Genomic DNA, 15,281 nt, shown 5'->3' with positions numbered 1-15,281 from the left:
GCTAGGTCGTTTGTTGTCTGAGCTTAGAGTTTGTTCAATAATCAGTTTTCTTACTCCTCCAGCATAAATGCATACACTGGATAGCTATCGTGTACCTCAAATCCTAATTTCAACGCCAGCTTATGAGATGGAATATTCTGATGCGTCGTCTCCCACAACGGAAACATTTTGTTATCCAGTAAATGATCAATTAATCGCGCTGCAGCTAACGTTGCGTACCCCTTGCCTCTCATTTCTTCAGCAAAGGTATCCACGTCAATAAAATACTCATTCCCGAACACAAAGCCGTTATTTCTGCATACTGCGATTCGTACATCTTCTCTTCTAAGCTCGACACCTATACAAGTTTTTGTCATAAACTTATCAGCTACGTATGGTAAATAGCGTAGCTTTTGAGGAAGGATTTCAAACTCCAATAGGTCAATTGTTATATCGTCTAGTGATCTAGTATTCCTGTTGTTAAGCTTCATATATTTTTCTAAATTGAAGGTATACACTGACTCATAATGCTTATCTGCTTTAAGACGATGTAGGTATGTATTATTTAGCAGAAGATCATCCCAGCACTCATTATCTGAGGTATAGATCTCGAACCAATTTATGTTTTGCTGCTTACAATCGGGCACCACTACATCGTGAATAAAACTGCTCAGTTCTACTTTATCATCCTCACTATTCATGCAGCCTTCTAAATACATCCATCTACCCGTTGCCCATACTATGACGATACTAGGCTCATATATTCGATTAACAAATACCCTGCCTGGAAAATTCTCATGAATAACAGATAAAGCCGGAATATATTGCTTCTTCATTGCGAACAATGACTCGACAAGAGCATAGTCCTTTGGGTTCAACTCGATCATAATCGTTCACTCGTTTCGTTATTATTTGAAAGGATGTTCAGTGTTTTTCCAATTCAATATCATTCTCTTTCGCCCACTTACTGATCCGTGAAATTATTGAAGCGGCCTCTTCACCTTTAGCCTGGATGGCTTCAATTCTCCTTTTCTTCATTTCTTTAGAGTGAACCCTGTGAAAGTAAATAGTGATTGGTTGATATATAACAATTTTATGCAGTGAATCTTTTTCAAAGCTTTCTTTACCTATCGTTATTTTATCCTGCAAAATTTCTAACTTATGTTTAGCTAATTTGCTTTTCGCTGACATAATCATAAATGGCAAAGAAATAATTGCAAATACGATGACAAACATACCATTCAAGTCTATAAATGCATTTAATCCGATAAAGATGCTGTTAACACACAAGAATAAAGGTAGAATAAAGTGAAATTTATTACCATATAAAAAAGTTACATAATCCTTATCTTTTTCTTGTACATTCATATTGAACTCACCTGCTTGGATTCACTATTAATTTCCTCGTATATCAAATAGTGCTGGATAGCCTCCATCATAGATCGTCACAAAATAATAGTTAGAGAAATCATTTATATTCTCGAGCTTATTGAATTTCAACTGTCTATGCTCGAGGTACTTAGAGTGTAATACTCTATCCTCAACCGTAAGTACTTCAATTAACACATTTCGTTTCTCAACCTTTGCACCTGCATATTGTGCATGTTCATAGTAATGCGTTAGCTCATCCTTCGAGAGCTCACTCTGGATTAGTAATCCAACAAAAAAATCTATGCTATTTCCGTTACCATTGAGCTTCCCCACAACGGATTTCACCTCTATTAAGGAAGTCTCTTCTGGTAATGGATATCTCTCGAACTGTTTCTCGAACTTGCTCAAACTGATGTTGTTTAGTATCGGAAAAACAACAAAGAGAGAAGCAATAGATAGCGGAATAAGCAATACAATTATTAAGAGTACAATCTTGATCTTCTTCATAAGAACCTCAGTCATACGTTTATTTGGATTTATTTCAACTCAATATGGTCCGCTATATTTAACTCAATCCTTTCACTCTTCTCTTCGCCTTTACTATCTGTCCAAGCTACAATCATATAAGATCGTTCAAAATCATCTTTTGTCATTTGTTTCTCACGTGGGGATAATGGTCCACTTATAGATCCTAATTTATCAATATTCCCCAGTATATTTACACCTTCATTAGTTGATGAGTTAGATGATCCCGCCAATACTGTTTCTGTCTCAGAATCCCCTTTAACCTCAACGAATTGATAGCTGAAGTAATTTGAATCTATAATGTCTTCCTCATTTCCTAAGAAGTGCAAACCTGCAGAGCCTCTCCAAATTGTACTTTTAGTTCTAATCACTTTATGGTTCTCCACGGTCCAATATATTCCCTCACCATTTAGTGTAAAGACTTCAACGTTTGATTTGGTGTTCTTCCCATTTAAAAATAGAAAAAGGAAGATGATATTTGTTGCGAGAAGCAGCACTATGAAAAGATAAACCGCTTTTATTTTAATTCTTCCCACCTCCTGATACCTAACGTATGCTTACAAAGCTATGTATAACTTTTCCACGCTATTAATCAAAATTTATTAATTCATTATTTCTCATCACATGAACTAGCCAGTCGCCATAACCTTTCCATTCCGGTTTCGTCTCCGGCTTCTCTTCCCTTAATTTTATGTAGATCACCTCGGAAAAAGGCATGCCCCCATTCTGACTCCTTAAATAATTGATACATTGCGCGTAGGAGCGGATACCTAGCTTTTCAGTAATATATGTCTCCGCTGCTATAACAAAAAACTCTTCCGGACCACTCTTCCATGTCGTTATCATTTCTTCATACTTCTTCATCAGCGGCGGATATTTTTCAAGATAAATATTCTGTTCACTCTGCGCTTCATCATTCTCTCTGAATCCATGTAAAGATTCATGAACAATGACACTTAATAGATTAGATAGTAACGGCATGTAACCTGGCGGCCCTTGATGAACTGCCATAGCGTTTTGGCTTAACTGTACTGCTATTGGCTTTATGTATGTACACATGTAAATGGAATAGTCTGATTCTACTACAGGCTCTCCTAGAAATTTAGATATCAATAGTTGAAATGATTGCAGCGAGTAAAGTTCGGAAAGAATGTGTGTGTACTGCTCGGTAACCATTTTAATCTGTGGCTGTATGCTCTCTCTCCAACGAAGATGTATATTGTGTTGTTGGATGATATGAAAACTATCCACTACATCATCTCGGTGATTACATAAAATCTTAAACCAGCTTTCAATTCTACTGTAATCCGTCCCTCGTACATTGGCCTGATAGCTTTCATCCATGTGAGTTAGAAATTCAATAATGTGTTCAAGTGTGCTCACATTAAAGGTACTAAATACTGTGGCGAGAGCTGAAACAGGCAAGATTTGCGTTATTTTTGTAATCCTACTATACTCGCTCTCGGATAGTTTTTGTAACCAGCGCATTTGGACGTCTTGATAGTGAGCGTTATAGAATTCATCAGGCGATATGGCATTAACAAAAAAGGTGAGATCCAGTGCTTCATTGGGCTCAACCTTCCAAGCTCGTTTTGACATTGATCCTTCTCCAATCGTGACATGTCGGTGTCTTACCGTACTAACCTTCATCTATAGTAGCTGATGTTTAGACTTCTAGACATCATGCTTGAAGGCAATGATAAAATAGCTCATTAAATAATTCTTGATCCACCGTATAATCTTCTGTGTATTTATTGAGCATTCGAACTGCTACTGCATTGAACTCGGGAATAATTACACAGTGACAACCTGCTGCACCAGTAGCATAGTAGCACTTATCCTGATAGTACCATCCAAAGATTCGATGCTTATCTACTGTATCTAATCTCAATTGCTCACTGAGCGCAAATACTTCCTTAGGTACTAACTGAATAGCATGATGCTGTCCTCTATTAAGATGTAAATTACCCCATTGAGCAAGCTCTCTCGCACTCGAATATAGGTTTCTTTCGTGACCTTCATTGGATCCAATTCTTACGGATGCATAGCCGTCCGCAGCTTGAAAGTCACATACTAATCTTTCTTTCGGAACTGAAATCCACTCCGTATTAGTTAATTTCATCGGTTGAAATATTCGTTCTCTGATTAATTCAGCGATATTATAGCCTGTAAGTTCTTTGATGAGATAACACGCTACTTCCTCGCGTTCGATCCTATCTGCTCCAAAGTATTTAGCACCTGTTTTTGTTGCAAGATCTCTTACTGTGGTGTGGCCGAGTTCTAATTCAGGCTTAGTTAGGACATCTGAAAGCTTGCTGTCAATGGATATTTCACTCTCTACAACTGCAATCGCAGTTGCTAGGCCTACATAGGTCTTCCTTAATGAATATAAATTAAACATAGAATCCGACGTTACTTCCAGAGATCCTTTCTTGAAGTGATGCTTACCAGAATACCATTCAGCTAATATTCTATTGTCTTGAAGGATAACAATAGACGCGGCTGAAGCCCCAAACTTCTCTTTAGCATTTTCTGTATATGTAATTAATGCTTTGAATTTGCGATCACTAAGAGTTCTCGTATCCATCATTCAGTGCCTCCAATTATTACCCACGGTTAATAATATGTTTCACTTCATTGGTAGTACGAAGCTGTTCTACATCAATCCCCTGTTTGACGAAATCAGGAACGACTGGATGCTGGTTTAACTCACTGATGCGAAACCACCTACTTACAGAGATTCCTTCTAGGCAATGAAAGTCACTTTCCGTAATTTCTAATTCATCTTCAACCTGTACCAAAAAGTAGAATCCCAACTCATGAAATTCTATGTTATCTAGGTTGAAAAAGTTTTCTACAATCCATACCAGCTTTTTATTTTTGATGCTCCATCCATATTCCTCACTTATTTCTCTTTCAATGGTTTCATGCAGCTCTTCCATCATTTCAACTCTACCGCCAGGCAAAAACCAGTAATCACTACTGTTGAATTGCTGGAACAGTATTCGGTCTTCCTTGATGATTATAGCAACGGCTCTTAAATTAAACTTCTGTGATTCACCTACATCAAATGATATCATCATAGAAATCACATCCTTGTCTAGGAAAATTGGTTATACCTCATTTGATTTATCTCTAGCATTAGCTAAAGCAAGTACAAATCATAATGATATTTCCATCCGGATCTTTAAAGGTGAACTCAGATAGATCTGGAAAATGCTGAATGTCACTTAAGAATTTGGTGCCAATATCTTTTACATGCTGATATGCTTCATGTATATCTGAAGCACTCAAGTTAAAGAGTGGTTGGTTCAGGGGTTTGAGTTCGTAACCTTCATCAAAGCAATGATTATCAAGCGTTAACCCAGGTCGCCCCTCTCCCATATTGAATGTATATATCGGCCCATGAACTTCACCTTTAACTTCCACACCTAGCAATTGGCTATACCATTCTACTGATTTCTGCAAATCCGTTACATGAATAAATATGGTATCTACTCGATTGGCTATTGGCTTTTTCATAATCATAGACCTCCAAAGTTAAGTTAATGTTGCTTTGCAATGCGCTAATTACATAGTATTTTTACATTAAACGACAGACGCCCACCTAGATAACTCTTATCTTAAGTGGGCGTCTATGTTGATGTTGGTTAGTTATTTCTCGGAATTAATTGTACTTATTAAATCATTAAAATCAGAAGCTTTTGGTGGAATCCAAAAGTCACGAGGATTCCTGCAAATAGTATATTGAAAATTATCATTTTCTTTTAGTTCAAGCGGCATGAATTTCTCCGGTAATAATAAGGCGTACTTTTGCTTGTTACCTTCATGTAAAATTCCGTTGTCGTATTCACTATCAATCGGACAATAAAACCAGAACATATTTTTAGCCATATATCCCTTGTAGAATTGGCTCCATTCTGTCTCAACTGGCTCTCCGTTTACCCAGACAGGAAGATTATTGGATATTCGATCGCGGAATTCCTCCAAACTAAGCATTGCACCTATATCATCGGTTATGAAGCAACTCCATGACGGGTCGAAAAACACCCATTTACCTAATGTCCTCAAATATACGGCAGTTACAACGTGACTATCCAAATCATATGCATCGTAAGATCTGCAATGTACTCGCCGAGACTGAAAACCTAAACTAAGGAATATTTCATTGAGAACTGTTGCCAGTACATAACAATTCATAGGGACCTGCTTATCATCCGACTGTTCTAGCACCGCTAATGCATTGCACACCTTAGGCGGGGCAACATTACCATGAGGATGGCGGCTATTTAACCAACGAGTAAGATTCTTCAACTGATTGATTTCATCGGTTTTTCCTGCAATAGTTTCCAACTTGTACTTTTCTCGTAGTTGCACTAGTTCTTTGCTACTCTTTAATTGATATGTAAACTTATTAAGGTGATCACTCTCATTGCTCACCTCATAAGAGGTATATTCTAAAAGTTTTCTATAATAAAAATCGAACTCCTTCAGATATCCAAAAATGAGCAATACCTCCTATGTTTGTTCTTCGCAACTTAAAGATTTTCTCCGAGAGCATCATTAAAGCCTCTAATAAAATCCGGAACGCCTAATACAATGGAAGCAATTAATATTCCAATACCAATGCCGAACATTGTATTTTTCTTCTTAAGTTTTCCTACAATAAGAAGTACAACACCTACTACTAAAACTAAAATTTCAGTAACGTACATCAAGTTATCCATCTAACTACTTCCTCTCTTAATCTCTTCAATAAGTCTATATACCTCAGCTTGATTTCTTAAAACAATGATTCTCTTATCGTCTTTAACTTTCTCAAGTCTTTCAAGTATACCTGGTCGTTTATCCCTTTTATAGTTCCATATCCATTTCAGAAACTCCAGACTAATTCTCTCTGGACAGCCTTCATGTAAGTCAGGCCGCGTCTTGCCGTGATACTTAATTCTACGTTTTATCACTCTGTAAATGGGTATTACTCTTGGGAAATCAAAGAAGATAATGGTGTCAGCTTCTGAAAGTCGAATATCAATGGTGCGACCATAATTCCCGTCGATGATCCACTCATCTCTTTTTATCAATTCCTTTTGCAAATCATCCCACTCATCATCTGGAGTTGGAACCCACCCTTGCTTCCAATGTAATGCGTCTAGGTGATAAACGGGTAGCTTTAATAACAGACCTAGTTTTCTAGATAAAGTAGATTTCCCCGAACCACCAGGCCCGATTAGCATCACTTTTTTCATTCTTTATCACCCTTAGTTTGTTTTACAGGAAGCTTTAGCTCCATTCTCTTATGATTATTCTGTTCTTTCCACTCTACTAGTATGGTAGATGTTTCGATGAATTGATTCAGATCCTCCATATTAGCAAATGTATAATGCCCCATTAATTCATAAACGGTATCAACTTCAAGTTCTTTACCATCTACTCCCTGACTCATTGATCCGTTAATATGCAAGCTCGGCTTCGCACCAATCAATGTCACTTTGAAATCTTGAGCTGGTTGACTCCCTCTATTCTCAAGTCTAATCCAAAAATTAATTAGAATAACTCCTTCAGACGATTCAGGCTCAATGGCTCTTATCGAATTTATATCTGAAATAACTTCATATTGCATACTATTCCAAATATCAATTTCTCTTGTCGCATCCGTTAAATTAGTTCGTAGTTCAGTAGTGTTACTTTTGCTGCATGCTGTGAGAATTAAAATAAATAATAAGCTTAATATTACCTGCTTCTTCATTACGTGTTCTCCAAAATCTTGCTCTCAATATTTCTACACATGACGTTCCCGTCTACATATTCGATTTCTACTAGAACTAATCTTTCAACTCTAGTTGCTTGAGGATTAAACCTATTCATAATGAACTCGACGGTTTCCCTTCGTTCCTCAGATGTATTATTTTTCGCTACTGTAACGTGTGGAAACCATCTGTCGGGTGAGTAATACACGTTACATTGGTTCCTAAAATCTCCAAAATAATCATGAATATTGATCATTAAATCTACTAATTCTGGCTTTACATTAGGTTGTAAGAAAGTCACGTTTGAGGTTGGAAAGATCGCTACCGCATCAAACACTAACTCAAAACTAACTAGATCTTTGCTAGCAAACTCTTTAAATTTCTTTGATATACTCTCCAAATCAATATTTTCATATAGGGCAAGTGCTATATGTGGTTCGGTACCCTCAACCTGATTCATAAATGATGACAGATTATGACGATCACATTGTCTCCAAAGTTCGCGAACGTATGTAGCAAACGCTTGATCAAAAAATACTTCAATTGCATAGTGCTTCATTCAATCACCTCTGAAACTTCAAATTTATTGGACAATTTATTAGTTACTGGCATCATTTAATTGATCTGCTAAGTATCCAAACTCACCATAAGTCCAAAAACCTCGAGTTTTTATACCCTTTGCTGTAGTTTTAATCCCATAACCATGCTCCAATCCATCTTTCCATTGCCCTTCATAACTCTGTCCATTTTTCCAGACGTATGTTCCTTGGGCTTCAAAGGCTCCATTCTTCCAGTATCCTCGATAAATATCACCATTCGCATATAACTTCTCACCATAACCATGTTCAAGATCATGACGCCAATATCCTATATATACTGTACCGTCCACCCAAGTATAAATTCCTCTACCATGCTTCATCTTCTTAGTTATCTGACCTTCGTACCGTTCACCGTTCTCATAATTAATAATCACATAGTTGTCGAGCTTCTTTAGGCTATCCACCCATTCACCTTTATGTACCGTTCCATCAATCTTTATCAATTGAGCGATTAGTTCTATTTCCGTTTCTTGCCGCATGACCAGTGGGCTACTTTCTTTAATGAAAGGATTAATAAATGCGTTGGGGACAAACGCATCATCTACATATGTCTTATAAAACCAAACAGTAAAATCATGCATTCTAAAGAAATGATGTTCGATGTTAGATGGATCAATTAATATCTCACTTTCTCTACTATCGAAAAGCTCAATCTCCCTGAATACTTCATACATTTGATCCGCTATCAGTTTATTCTTCCATAAGTAATGAATAACACCATCCATATGAAGATCTCTTGTAGCCAGACCTGTATTTCCAACTATATAATGAATCACGTTTCTCATTATTTGCTGAATATTAATCATTGCTGCAATGGGGTCTGTTGAGATCATATCTTCGGTATCTTTTGCTAGGTGAAATAGTTCAGAGAAGTTGCTCTTTAGAAAGTCAAAATTTGAATAGCTCATAACTTTACACCCTTTCATCTTAAATAAAGTTATGTCGGGTTACGTTTCAATCTCGAGGATAAATTTTAATACTTCGGTCGTATACTTTTCAGGTTGTTCCAGTCTTGGAAAATGAGCACTTCTCTCAAAATTTATAATTTGACCATTCTGGATGTTATTTAAGTATCCTGATTGTTGCTCACCACAGCAAACAGGGTCATAAGTGCCAGCTAGTAATAATGTTGGGTGTGATATTTTGGGCAGTATAGGAAGTAGATCTTCAAAAAAACCTCCTTCATCTTGTAATTTTTGATTATGTATTATGTTTTTTTCCCATAATTCATTTGAACATATTTGACTCTCTATAATTTCGTTATATCGTTGCGGTGTTATGCTATGTAAGTATAAGAGATCCTTATCTTCGCCTAGAACTTGAAAAACCTCTCCTAAGGCATTCCACATTACATTCGCACTGTTGTTTTCAGATAAATAGTAATCACATACATCAGCTAAATCCGCCATCCGATTTTTTATGCTATGATTTTTAGCCATAGATATTATTGATCTAGTAGCTTTTAACACATCAAAGCAAGGAGCTTCAAATATGATTTTTTCAATTGAATTCGGATAAATAAGTGCATACTTAGCAGCTAAATATCCTCCGAATGAATGCCCTAATAGTGTCCACTTACTTATATTGAATTGAATTCTTAACTCTTCAAGATCTTGAATAATATCATTTATTCCAAATTGCTCATCGATGCCGATCGGGTCAGATCTTAAAACACCTCTTTGATCTAACGCAATTACTCTAAGTGATTTAGATAATGCTTTAGCCTGATAATAGGAAAAATCCACACAACTCGCCCCAGGCCCACCATGCAAATAGAGCAAAACCTCGTTGCAATCAGAATTATAATCTTCAACATAAATTTGCGTTCCACGAATTGAAATTTTAGATGAATTCATACGCTCTCCAGTCTGATGAATCATTCTCCAGGTTCATGACCACTTGGGTCAAATGGCTCCCCAAATCCGATCTAATTCAATGGCAACTCCATCATTATCGTTGCTTTCCGTAATATTACTTGCAATATCTTTCAATTCTTTTATGGCATTCCCCATTGCAACTGACCACCCACAAGTGGTGAATAGTCCAATATCATTATGATCATCGCCAAAAACAATAACCTCTTCACTCGATATCCCTAATCCTTTAAGTAATCTAGCTACTCCAAGTTCTTTTGATGCCCTCTTCGACATGATTTGAATCAACTGTCCACTATCCGTTACTATGATGTTTAAGTCTGAATCGAATTTTCCCCTGAGCCCCTCTACATTCATGTCTCCAGTTATCAAAATTTTTGTAGCGTCTAGCTCTTTGAGATCATTAAGAGACCTTACCGTTGGGCTTTCTTTCACTCCTGTGACAGCAGAGTGGTCAATATGCTTCAGACTAAACCATTCATCTTGTACTTCAATCCCTATTTCAATATTTGGATTATCGTTTATGCAATAATCAAGAACTTCTGATGAAAGAAACGAAGGAATAGGCTCATGAAGGTGCGTGCCTAGACTAGCACTGGAAATTAAGGCTCCATTATAAAATACAAATGAGCCGACATCTAATAATTCCTTTGGTAGAAAACGATATACGGCTCTTGGAGGACGAGCAGTAGCAAAGATGACATGCATTCCTCGCTCAAGACAAGCCATGACACTCTTGTAATTCCTGTCTGAAATCTTCTTTTCTGAATTAAGTAGTGTTCCATCTAGATCTAAAACTATTGCAGAGTACACCATGATTCACCCGCCTTTCTTCCTCTAATTTAAACAGGATACCATTTCAAATCCTCTAGTCGTATAATGTTAGACTTTGCATAACGATATTCATAGATAACTTCGCCTTCGCCGTTTAATGCCTTCGGGTTCAAGTCATTCCATTGAATATGTACGTCCCATGAGAATGTGATCGGTTCTCCTAGAATGACCTGCTTTTGTTCCCGATGCGACTCTGGTCCAGCCTCTATATAAGCAACATCTCGATCCTCAACCATCACACTGAATACTGTTGCTTTTTCTTTCTCATTAGCTAAACTAACCCCACCAATTGTCCTAATTGGGTCTTCGTTACGTAAAAAATATACTGACGTATCTGAAATCCAGAGGAATCCAAGTTTTTTCATACTAATAGCTGTCATAGGTTTTTCAGGGGAATCAAATATATAAACGGTGCCCCATTTATAATCGACTTGATCTTGTAGTATGGAGTCCTTAGGGACGGATGAATTTGCTCTTGCAGCCGTTAATCCATCTAACCTAAACCCCATAAAGTATATAAAAGAACATACCAGCAATACTGGTATGAACGTTGCTAGTATTTTGGATTTCATTTTTCCCTCCATTACATCATTTATCTCAATATGATTTGTACGTCTTTATCTTTTGTCACTTCCTTTATCCTTCTTACAATCTCTGATTTATCTTCTATTTTTATTTTGAAATAAATGAACATCCATCTCTTCTTATGTCTTGTTATTTCTAAGTAGTTTTCAAAAAGGATTACTTTCTTCATATCACTGAAATAATATTTCTCATCTGCAACTTTAATTGCATCTTCTGTTAGTTCCATCACTAAATACTTTTTTCTATCTCTTATAAACCAAATCAATTTATAAATAAAAAATACGATATACATCGCTAATAAGATGATGACCACCTTCTGAAACATTCCCTCTAAACTAACAACTAACATGATTAAACTAATTAGAAGGCATAGCATCGAAATTAACGGTGGATTTTGCACTCTAACCTTAAAATTCATCTTATTCACAGCTACCTTTCATATTAGCCTTCATGCCTATCTTCACTTCTCTAACCTACGTTGACCATACTTCCTTGAGTGTTTCCCTAAATAGCTGGTCTAATTTATTTGTCGGATCCATTGGCTCATGATCCATATGCTTTGCGAACGCTTCTAGGCTTTTCAGTTCACTTTCAATATACCTATTTATAATGTCAATTTTTGATTCTAATTCCTTTGCAGCTCCACTCATTTTTCTATGTAGTAAGGAATCAATTTGATCACGTAGCTCACTTTCTGGAAGGATAGCTTGTAGTAATTCATTAAATAATAGTGGTGGCATTGTGCTGTATTCTTCTATCCACCTGCTTGCCAATAATGGACGTAAAACATACAAGTATCTTTTAGATTTTACTTGTTCTCCTTGAAGGTACTTGTGATAATTGCCTTTGGCCATACTCAGGTAATGATGAACACATGCCATTGGAGAAAACACCTCAGAGCGTAAATCCTTCACTTTATTGATAAATGAATTTCTTTGGTCATATACAATTCCTGATTGCAGCCACTCTTGAAGGGATGGGTTAGATTTTCTGAATAATTTAAGTGCTTTCCTAATATCCCAGCCGTTTATATCTAATAAGCCATTAACAGGTAGCTCTATCACATCTCTTTTTTCATCTATAGATAGATACCAATCTGGATGATGGATATAAACGAATCGCACATCGTAATCACTGTCTAGAGATGGAACTCCCCATGCTCGGCTACCTGACTCGCACGCATATAGTATTTTTATATTGTTCTCCGTTTCGATTTGCTTAAGAGATTGTAATATCGTGGTTTTCACTTCAATTCTCTCCTCTTCGTTTCGTCTAGCGTTCTGTGTTATGAGGATTCCTTGCATTGATTTAAGATCCACTGGGCCGCATCTTTAATGTTTGCTGCTATATAGTCTGGATATGCTTCTTTATACTTACCAAAATACTGTCCATCTTCATATTTCTTCAGATCTTTTTTTTCTGCACCGGTTTGTACTAAGATCTTGATAGACCCCGCTTCTTGGGCTGATACAAGATCTGTCCAACGGTCCCCTATCACTACACATTTACGTAAATCCAAATCATTTTCTTTAGCAGCTTGTAACAGCATTCCTGGCAATGGTTTTCTACAATTACATCCTGTGTTATGCTCGTGCGGACAGAGATATATCCTATCGAATCCGATGCTTTTTAATTCAACCTCAAAATCATCCCTATTCGCTTCCCCTCGTGAAATCCCAGGTTGATTAGTGAATGATAAAATGAGTAACCCTTTCTCTTTAAGCCTCTTAATCGATTCCTCCACTTCAGGAAAAATTATCATTTCATTCGGATAGAGCACCTTATCTTCTACCCCGCCAATGGTTCCATCACGATCGATAAAGACTGCTTTAATCACACCCACTACCAATCACTCCACTTTCTTTGTAACCATTTTTTCTAAATTTTGATTTAACTTATCCAACGAGTTTTGTAGTTTATCCATCCTTTTCAAGCTGGAATATTGGTTGCTGATAATAACTGATACAACAACTGCTGCAATTATTATTAGTAATTCCATTCCTATTCTCCTTTTATTTCAGTTACAATTGTTCATTTATGTCGTGACATCCCCAAAATATGTCTTTATAATAATTTCAGCACACTCTTCTGGTGAATTCACACTGGTATCAACAAAGCAACTATAGTTAATGTTTTCCGCCATTATTCTACTTTGCATTTCTGATTGATCCTCTGTTCTGTCACCACGCTCTATATTCCGTTCACGACATATATCTAACGGGCAGTAAACTTCAACGATTTCTAACGGATACCCATCAAAAATGTCTTTCACTTTATCGTAGTGTGGCTTTAATTCAGGTCTTTCAACAAGTATTCCATCAATTAAGATATTCTTCCCGCTATCTGAAAATGTTCTTGCTATTTGATACATCATAATAATTACTTCACTTAAATGCTTCCAATAGTCCTCCTGCAGATGTTTGTCTCCTACCATTTGTTCAAAAAGATCATTAGCAACAACATAGAAAAATGGTTCAGAATAACCCTGCATAGCTTCCACAATAGATGTTTTTCCAGAACTTGTTACACCGTTTAAGAATATAATTTTTCCTTTATCCATTTTTGTATCATCCTTTAGATTGAAGTGTTTTTTGACTATATTAATTAAACGTAATAATATTTCAGCATGTGCAATGTGCAGCTTCATTTAGTTTATTTAGCTGTGTAACATAATTTTCCTATTGATGCTTCCACATTCTTATAACCTCAATGAGCTCTGATCCCTTGAAGCCTGCCTTATAGATATCAGGCATTGATGTGGATAACCAAAAATTATATCCAAAACGTTTATCAAAATTATTCAGCATTAGCGTCATAATATCGCCGTGTGTGCCAATGACGATCTTCTTTCCTTTATGTGCATCAACTATTCTCTCAATTACATTCGAAGCTCTTTGTTGTGCGAGTATACTAGATTCTCCGTTTGGGAAAGCAAATTGGCATTCTTCGTAAACACGTTTTTTAGCTTCTGTAAATGTCGCTGGTGCAAAATCACCAATCATTCTCTCTCTTAAATCCTCTTCTATTAAAATGTCTTTTTGATGCAATAAAGCTGTAGGACGGATCGTATCAATTGCTCTCCCGTATGGACTTGAGATAAACAAATCTATCTCTTCAGATTTCAGTGTTTCTTTAATAGTTTCTGCATCATTTGTTCCTTGGATTGATAATCCCCTTGTTCTTTCTTCGCCTTCTACATAAATCGATTCAGCATGCCTAACAAAGTATATTATCGTTTCCATTAACGCTGTTTCTCCCTTTCGCAGCTATTTGCTAATTGTATGCGCACTTAGATCTTCACTTTATAGTTAAGCTGCAGTTCATCGCCAGGTAGACCTCTGATCCCCCAGTTATGTTTCGGTGTCTCAAATATAGTAATCTCAAGATCGTTCTTATCGATTTTCATTGCGTTGCAAACTCTTTCAAATAATAAGTGAATGAGTCTTTTTTTCGCCTCTACTGATCGCCCCTCGAAGATACTGATCTCAATAATCATGTATCTTTCTGTACGATCTTTCGAGTAAATAAAATCTTCTCTCTCTAAGTTAAAAAAACGTTGAAATTTCTTTTCAACCGGATATTCAAACGCCTCGACAATACATGAATGAATTGCCTCGGATACATGTGCTTGATTAGGTTTTAAGTGTTCTTTCAGTCCATATACTTTGACTTGAGCCATATCTACTTCACCTCTTATTTAATATTGAATGCTTTACGCTAATCTTACTTACTTCCTGCCACTCTAAAATAACAGACGCCCCCTTAGA

The 15,281-nt window shown here is 36.6% G+C and carries 24 protein-coding genes; all 24 read right to left on the bottom strand.

The window, feature by feature from the left end:
* Nucleotides 1-50: 50 nt before the first annotated feature.
* Nucleotides 51-866 (bottom strand): GNAT family N-acetyltransferase, encoded by an 816-nt coding sequence (locus tag M3180_RS09570; RefSeq protein ID WP_251667175.1) that lies wholly within the window; start codon nt 864-866, stop codon nt 51-53.
* A 37-nt stretch (nt 867-903) separates the two neighbouring features.
* The gene (locus tag M3180_RS09565) at nt 904-1,347 is read right to left on the bottom strand and encodes a hypothetical protein (RefSeq protein ID WP_251667174.1); all 444 of its coding nucleotides are present in this window, start codon (nt 1,345-1,347) and stop codon (nt 904-906) included.
* Between the two features lie 27 nt (nt 1,348-1,374).
* A complete protein-coding gene (locus tag M3180_RS09560; RefSeq protein WP_251667173.1) occupies nt 1,375-1,857 on the bottom strand; it encodes a hypothetical protein in 483 nt (160 codons plus the stop codon).
* 29 nt (nt 1,858-1,886) lie between these two features.
* Complete coding sequence (locus M3180_RS09555; protein ID WP_251667172.1) at nt 1,887-2,411, bottom strand: hypothetical protein; 525 nt, start codon at nt 2,409-2,411, stop codon at nt 1,887-1,889.
* A 52-nt stretch (nt 2,412-2,463) separates the two neighbouring features.
* Nucleotides 2,464-3,474, bottom strand: a complete 1,011-nt coding sequence (locus tag M3180_RS09550; RefSeq protein ID WP_251667171.1) for a hypothetical protein — start codon at nt 3,472-3,474, stop codon at nt 2,464-2,466.
* 82 nt (nt 3,475-3,556) lie between these two features.
* Nucleotides 3,557-4,465 (bottom strand): serine hydrolase domain-containing protein, encoded by a 909-nt coding sequence (locus tag M3180_RS09545; RefSeq protein WP_251667170.1) that lies wholly within the window; start codon nt 4,463-4,465, stop codon nt 3,557-3,559.
* 16 nt (nt 4,466-4,481) lie between these two features.
* Nucleotides 4,482-4,958, bottom strand: coding sequence for an NUDIX hydrolase (locus tag M3180_RS09540; RefSeq protein WP_251667169.1), 477 nt, complete (start codon nt 4,956-4,958; stop codon nt 4,482-4,484).
* 58 nt (nt 4,959-5,016) lie between these two features.
* Nucleotides 5,017-5,397 carry a VOC family protein gene (locus M3180_RS09535; RefSeq protein WP_251667168.1) on the bottom strand — a complete coding sequence of 127 codons (381 nt, stop codon included), beginning with the start codon at nt 5,395-5,397 and terminating at the stop codon, nt 5,017-5,019.
* Between the two features lie 132 nt (nt 5,398-5,529).
* Complete coding sequence (locus M3180_RS09530; RefSeq protein ID WP_251667167.1) at nt 5,530-6,387, bottom strand: transglutaminase domain-containing protein; 858 nt, start codon at nt 6,385-6,387, stop codon at nt 5,530-5,532.
* Nucleotides 6,388-6,413: 26 nt separating this feature from the next.
* Nucleotides 6,414-6,602, bottom strand: a complete 189-nt coding sequence (locus tag M3180_RS09525) for a hypothetical protein (RefSeq protein WP_251667166.1) — start codon at nt 6,600-6,602, stop codon at nt 6,414-6,416.
* Nucleotides 6,603-7,121, bottom strand: a complete 519-nt coding sequence (locus tag M3180_RS09520; RefSeq protein ID WP_251667165.1) for a DNA topology modulation protein — start codon at nt 7,119-7,121, stop codon at nt 6,603-6,605.
* Nucleotides 7,118-7,621 carry a hypothetical protein gene (locus M3180_RS09515; RefSeq protein WP_251667164.1) on the bottom strand — a complete coding sequence of 168 codons (504 nt, stop codon included), beginning with the start codon at nt 7,619-7,621 and terminating at the stop codon, nt 7,118-7,120. The genes M3180_RS09520 and M3180_RS09515 overlap by 4 nt, the downstream gene beginning before the upstream one ends.
* A complete protein-coding gene (locus M3180_RS09510; protein WP_251667163.1) occupies nt 7,621-8,181 on the bottom strand; it encodes a 2'-5' RNA ligase family protein in 561 nt (186 codons plus the stop codon). Before M3180_RS09510 ends, M3180_RS09515 begins: the two co-directional genes overlap by 1 nt.
* Before the next feature lie 39 nt (nt 8,182-8,220).
* A complete protein-coding gene (locus M3180_RS09505; RefSeq protein ID WP_251667162.1) occupies nt 8,221-9,129 on the bottom strand; it encodes an MORN repeat-containing protein in 909 nt (302 codons plus the stop codon).
* 39 nt (nt 9,130-9,168) lie between these two features.
* Entirely contained in the window at nt 9,169-10,077 is a 909-nt protein-coding gene (locus tag M3180_RS09500; RefSeq protein ID WP_251667161.1) for an alpha/beta fold hydrolase, read from the bottom strand.
* Nucleotides 10,078-10,125: 48 nt separating this feature from the next.
* Nucleotides 10,126-10,911: a Cof-type HAD-IIB family hydrolase gene (locus M3180_RS09495; RefSeq protein WP_251667160.1), complete on the bottom strand. Its 786-nt coding sequence runs from the start codon at nt 10,909-10,911 to the stop codon at nt 10,126-10,128.
* 26 nt (nt 10,912-10,937) lie between these two features.
* Nucleotides 10,938-11,501, bottom strand: coding sequence for a hypothetical protein (locus M3180_RS09490; RefSeq protein WP_251667159.1), 564 nt, complete (start codon nt 11,499-11,501; stop codon nt 10,938-10,940).
* A gap of 20 nt (nt 11,502-11,521) precedes the next feature.
* On the bottom strand, nt 11,522-11,932 hold the full coding sequence (locus M3180_RS09485) for a hypothetical protein (RefSeq protein ID WP_251667158.1): 411 nt from the start codon (nt 11,930-11,932) through the stop codon (nt 11,522-11,524).
* Between the two features lie 55 nt (nt 11,933-11,987).
* Nucleotides 11,988-12,761, bottom strand: coding sequence for a nucleotidyltransferase domain-containing protein (locus M3180_RS09480; RefSeq protein WP_251667157.1), 774 nt, complete (start codon nt 12,759-12,761; stop codon nt 11,988-11,990).
* Between the two features lie 38 nt (nt 12,762-12,799).
* Nucleotides 12,800-13,357 carry an HAD-IIIA family hydrolase gene (locus M3180_RS09475; RefSeq protein WP_251667156.1) on the bottom strand — a complete coding sequence of 186 codons (558 nt, stop codon included), beginning with the start codon at nt 13,355-13,357 and terminating at the stop codon, nt 12,800-12,802.
* A gap of 6 nt (nt 13,358-13,363) precedes the next feature.
* Complete coding sequence (locus M3180_RS09470) at nt 13,364-13,513, bottom strand: hypothetical protein (RefSeq protein ID WP_251667155.1); 150 nt, start codon at nt 13,511-13,513, stop codon at nt 13,364-13,366.
* Between the two features lie 36 nt (nt 13,514-13,549).
* Complete coding sequence (locus M3180_RS09465) at nt 13,550-14,074, bottom strand: phosphotransferase-like protein (RefSeq protein WP_251667154.1); 525 nt, start codon at nt 14,072-14,074, stop codon at nt 13,550-13,552.
* A gap of 118 nt (nt 14,075-14,192) precedes the next feature.
* A complete protein-coding gene (locus tag M3180_RS09460) occupies nt 14,193-14,756 on the bottom strand; it encodes a histidine phosphatase family protein (protein ID WP_251667153.1) in 564 nt (187 codons plus the stop codon).
* A gap of 47 nt (nt 14,757-14,803) precedes the next feature.
* Nucleotides 14,804-15,193, bottom strand: coding sequence for a tautomerase family protein (locus M3180_RS09455; protein ID WP_251667152.1), 390 nt, complete (start codon nt 15,191-15,193; stop codon nt 14,804-14,806).
* Nucleotides 15,194-15,281 lie beyond the last annotated feature (88 nt).

The organism is Paenibacillus camelliae (genome assembly GCF_023715345.1).
Lineage (GTDB): Bacteria > Bacillota > Bacilli > Paenibacillales > Paenibacillaceae > Pristimantibacillus > Pristimantibacillus camelliae.
Note: the sequence above shows the minus strand (reverse complement) of the source record. Positions and strands in the feature narration are given on the sequence as shown.

Bases quoted from the DNA above. Each gene is read 5' to 3' on its own strand.
- M3180_RS09510 (WP_251667163.1), bottom strand. From the start codon at position 8,181: ATGAAGCACTATGCAATTGAAGTATTTTTTGATCAAGCGTTTGCTACA.
- M3180_RS09550 (WP_251667171.1), bottom strand. From the start codon at position 3,474: ATGTCAAAACGAGCTTGGAAGGTTGAGCCCAATGAAGCACTGGATCTC.
- M3180_RS09470 (WP_251667155.1), bottom strand. From the start codon at position 13,513: ATGGAATTACTAATAATAATTGCAGCAGTTGTTGTATCAGTTATTATC.
- M3180_RS09545 (WP_251667170.1), bottom strand. From the start codon at position 4,465: ATGATGGATACGAGAACTCTTAGTGATCGCAAATTCAAAGCATTAATT.
- M3180_RS09525 (WP_251667166.1), bottom strand. From the start codon at position 6,602: ATGGATAACTTGATGTACGTTACTGAAATTTTAGTTTTAGTAGTAGGT.
- M3180_RS09535 (WP_251667168.1), bottom strand. From the start codon at position 5,397: ATGAAAAAGCCAATAGCCAATCGAGTAGATACCATATTTATTCATGTA.
- M3180_RS09515 (WP_251667164.1), bottom strand. From the start codon at position 7,621: ATGAAGAAGCAGGTAATATTAAGCTTATTATTTATTTTAATTCTCACA.
- M3180_RS09560 (WP_251667173.1), bottom strand. From the start codon at position 1,857: ATGAAGAAGATCAAGATTGTACTCTTAATAATTGTATTGCTTATTCCG.
- M3180_RS09495 (WP_251667160.1), bottom strand. From the start codon at position 10,911: ATGGTGTACTCTGCAATAGTTTTAGATCTAGATGGAACACTACTTAAT.
- M3180_RS09465 (WP_251667154.1), bottom strand. From the start codon at position 14,074: ATGGATAAAGGAAAAATTATATTCTTAAACGGTGTAACAAGTTCTGGA.
- M3180_RS09540 (WP_251667169.1), bottom strand. From the start codon at position 4,958: ATGATGATATCATTTGATGTAGGTGAATCACAGAAGTTTAATTTAAGA.
- M3180_RS09500 (WP_251667161.1), bottom strand. From the start codon at position 10,077: ATGAATTCATCTAAAATTTCAATTCGTGGAACGCAAATTTATGTTGAA.
- M3180_RS09565 (WP_251667174.1), bottom strand. From the start codon at position 1,347: ATGAATGTACAAGAAAAAGATAAGGATTATGTAACTTTTTTATATGGT.
- M3180_RS09570 (WP_251667175.1), bottom strand. From the start codon at position 866: ATGATCGAGTTGAACCCAAAGGACTATGCTCTTGTCGAGTCATTGTTC.
- M3180_RS09505 (WP_251667162.1), bottom strand. From the start codon at position 9,129: ATGAGCTATTCAAATTTTGACTTTCTAAAGAGCAACTTCTCTGAACTA.
- M3180_RS09485 (WP_251667158.1), bottom strand. From the start codon at position 11,932: ATGAATTTTAAGGTTAGAGTGCAAAATCCACCGTTAATTTCGATGCTA.
- M3180_RS09455 (WP_251667152.1), bottom strand. From the start codon at position 15,193: ATGGCTCAAGTCAAAGTATATGGACTGAAAGAACACTTAAAACCTAAT.
- M3180_RS09460 (WP_251667153.1), bottom strand. From the start codon at position 14,756: ATGGAAACGATAATATACTTTGTTAGGCATGCTGAATCGATTTATGTA.
- M3180_RS09490 (WP_251667159.1), bottom strand. From the start codon at position 11,501: ATGAAATCCAAAATACTAGCAACGTTCATACCAGTATTGCTGGTATGT.
- M3180_RS09520 (WP_251667165.1), bottom strand. From the start codon at position 7,121: ATGAAAAAAGTGATGCTAATCGGGCCTGGTGGTTCGGGGAAATCTACT.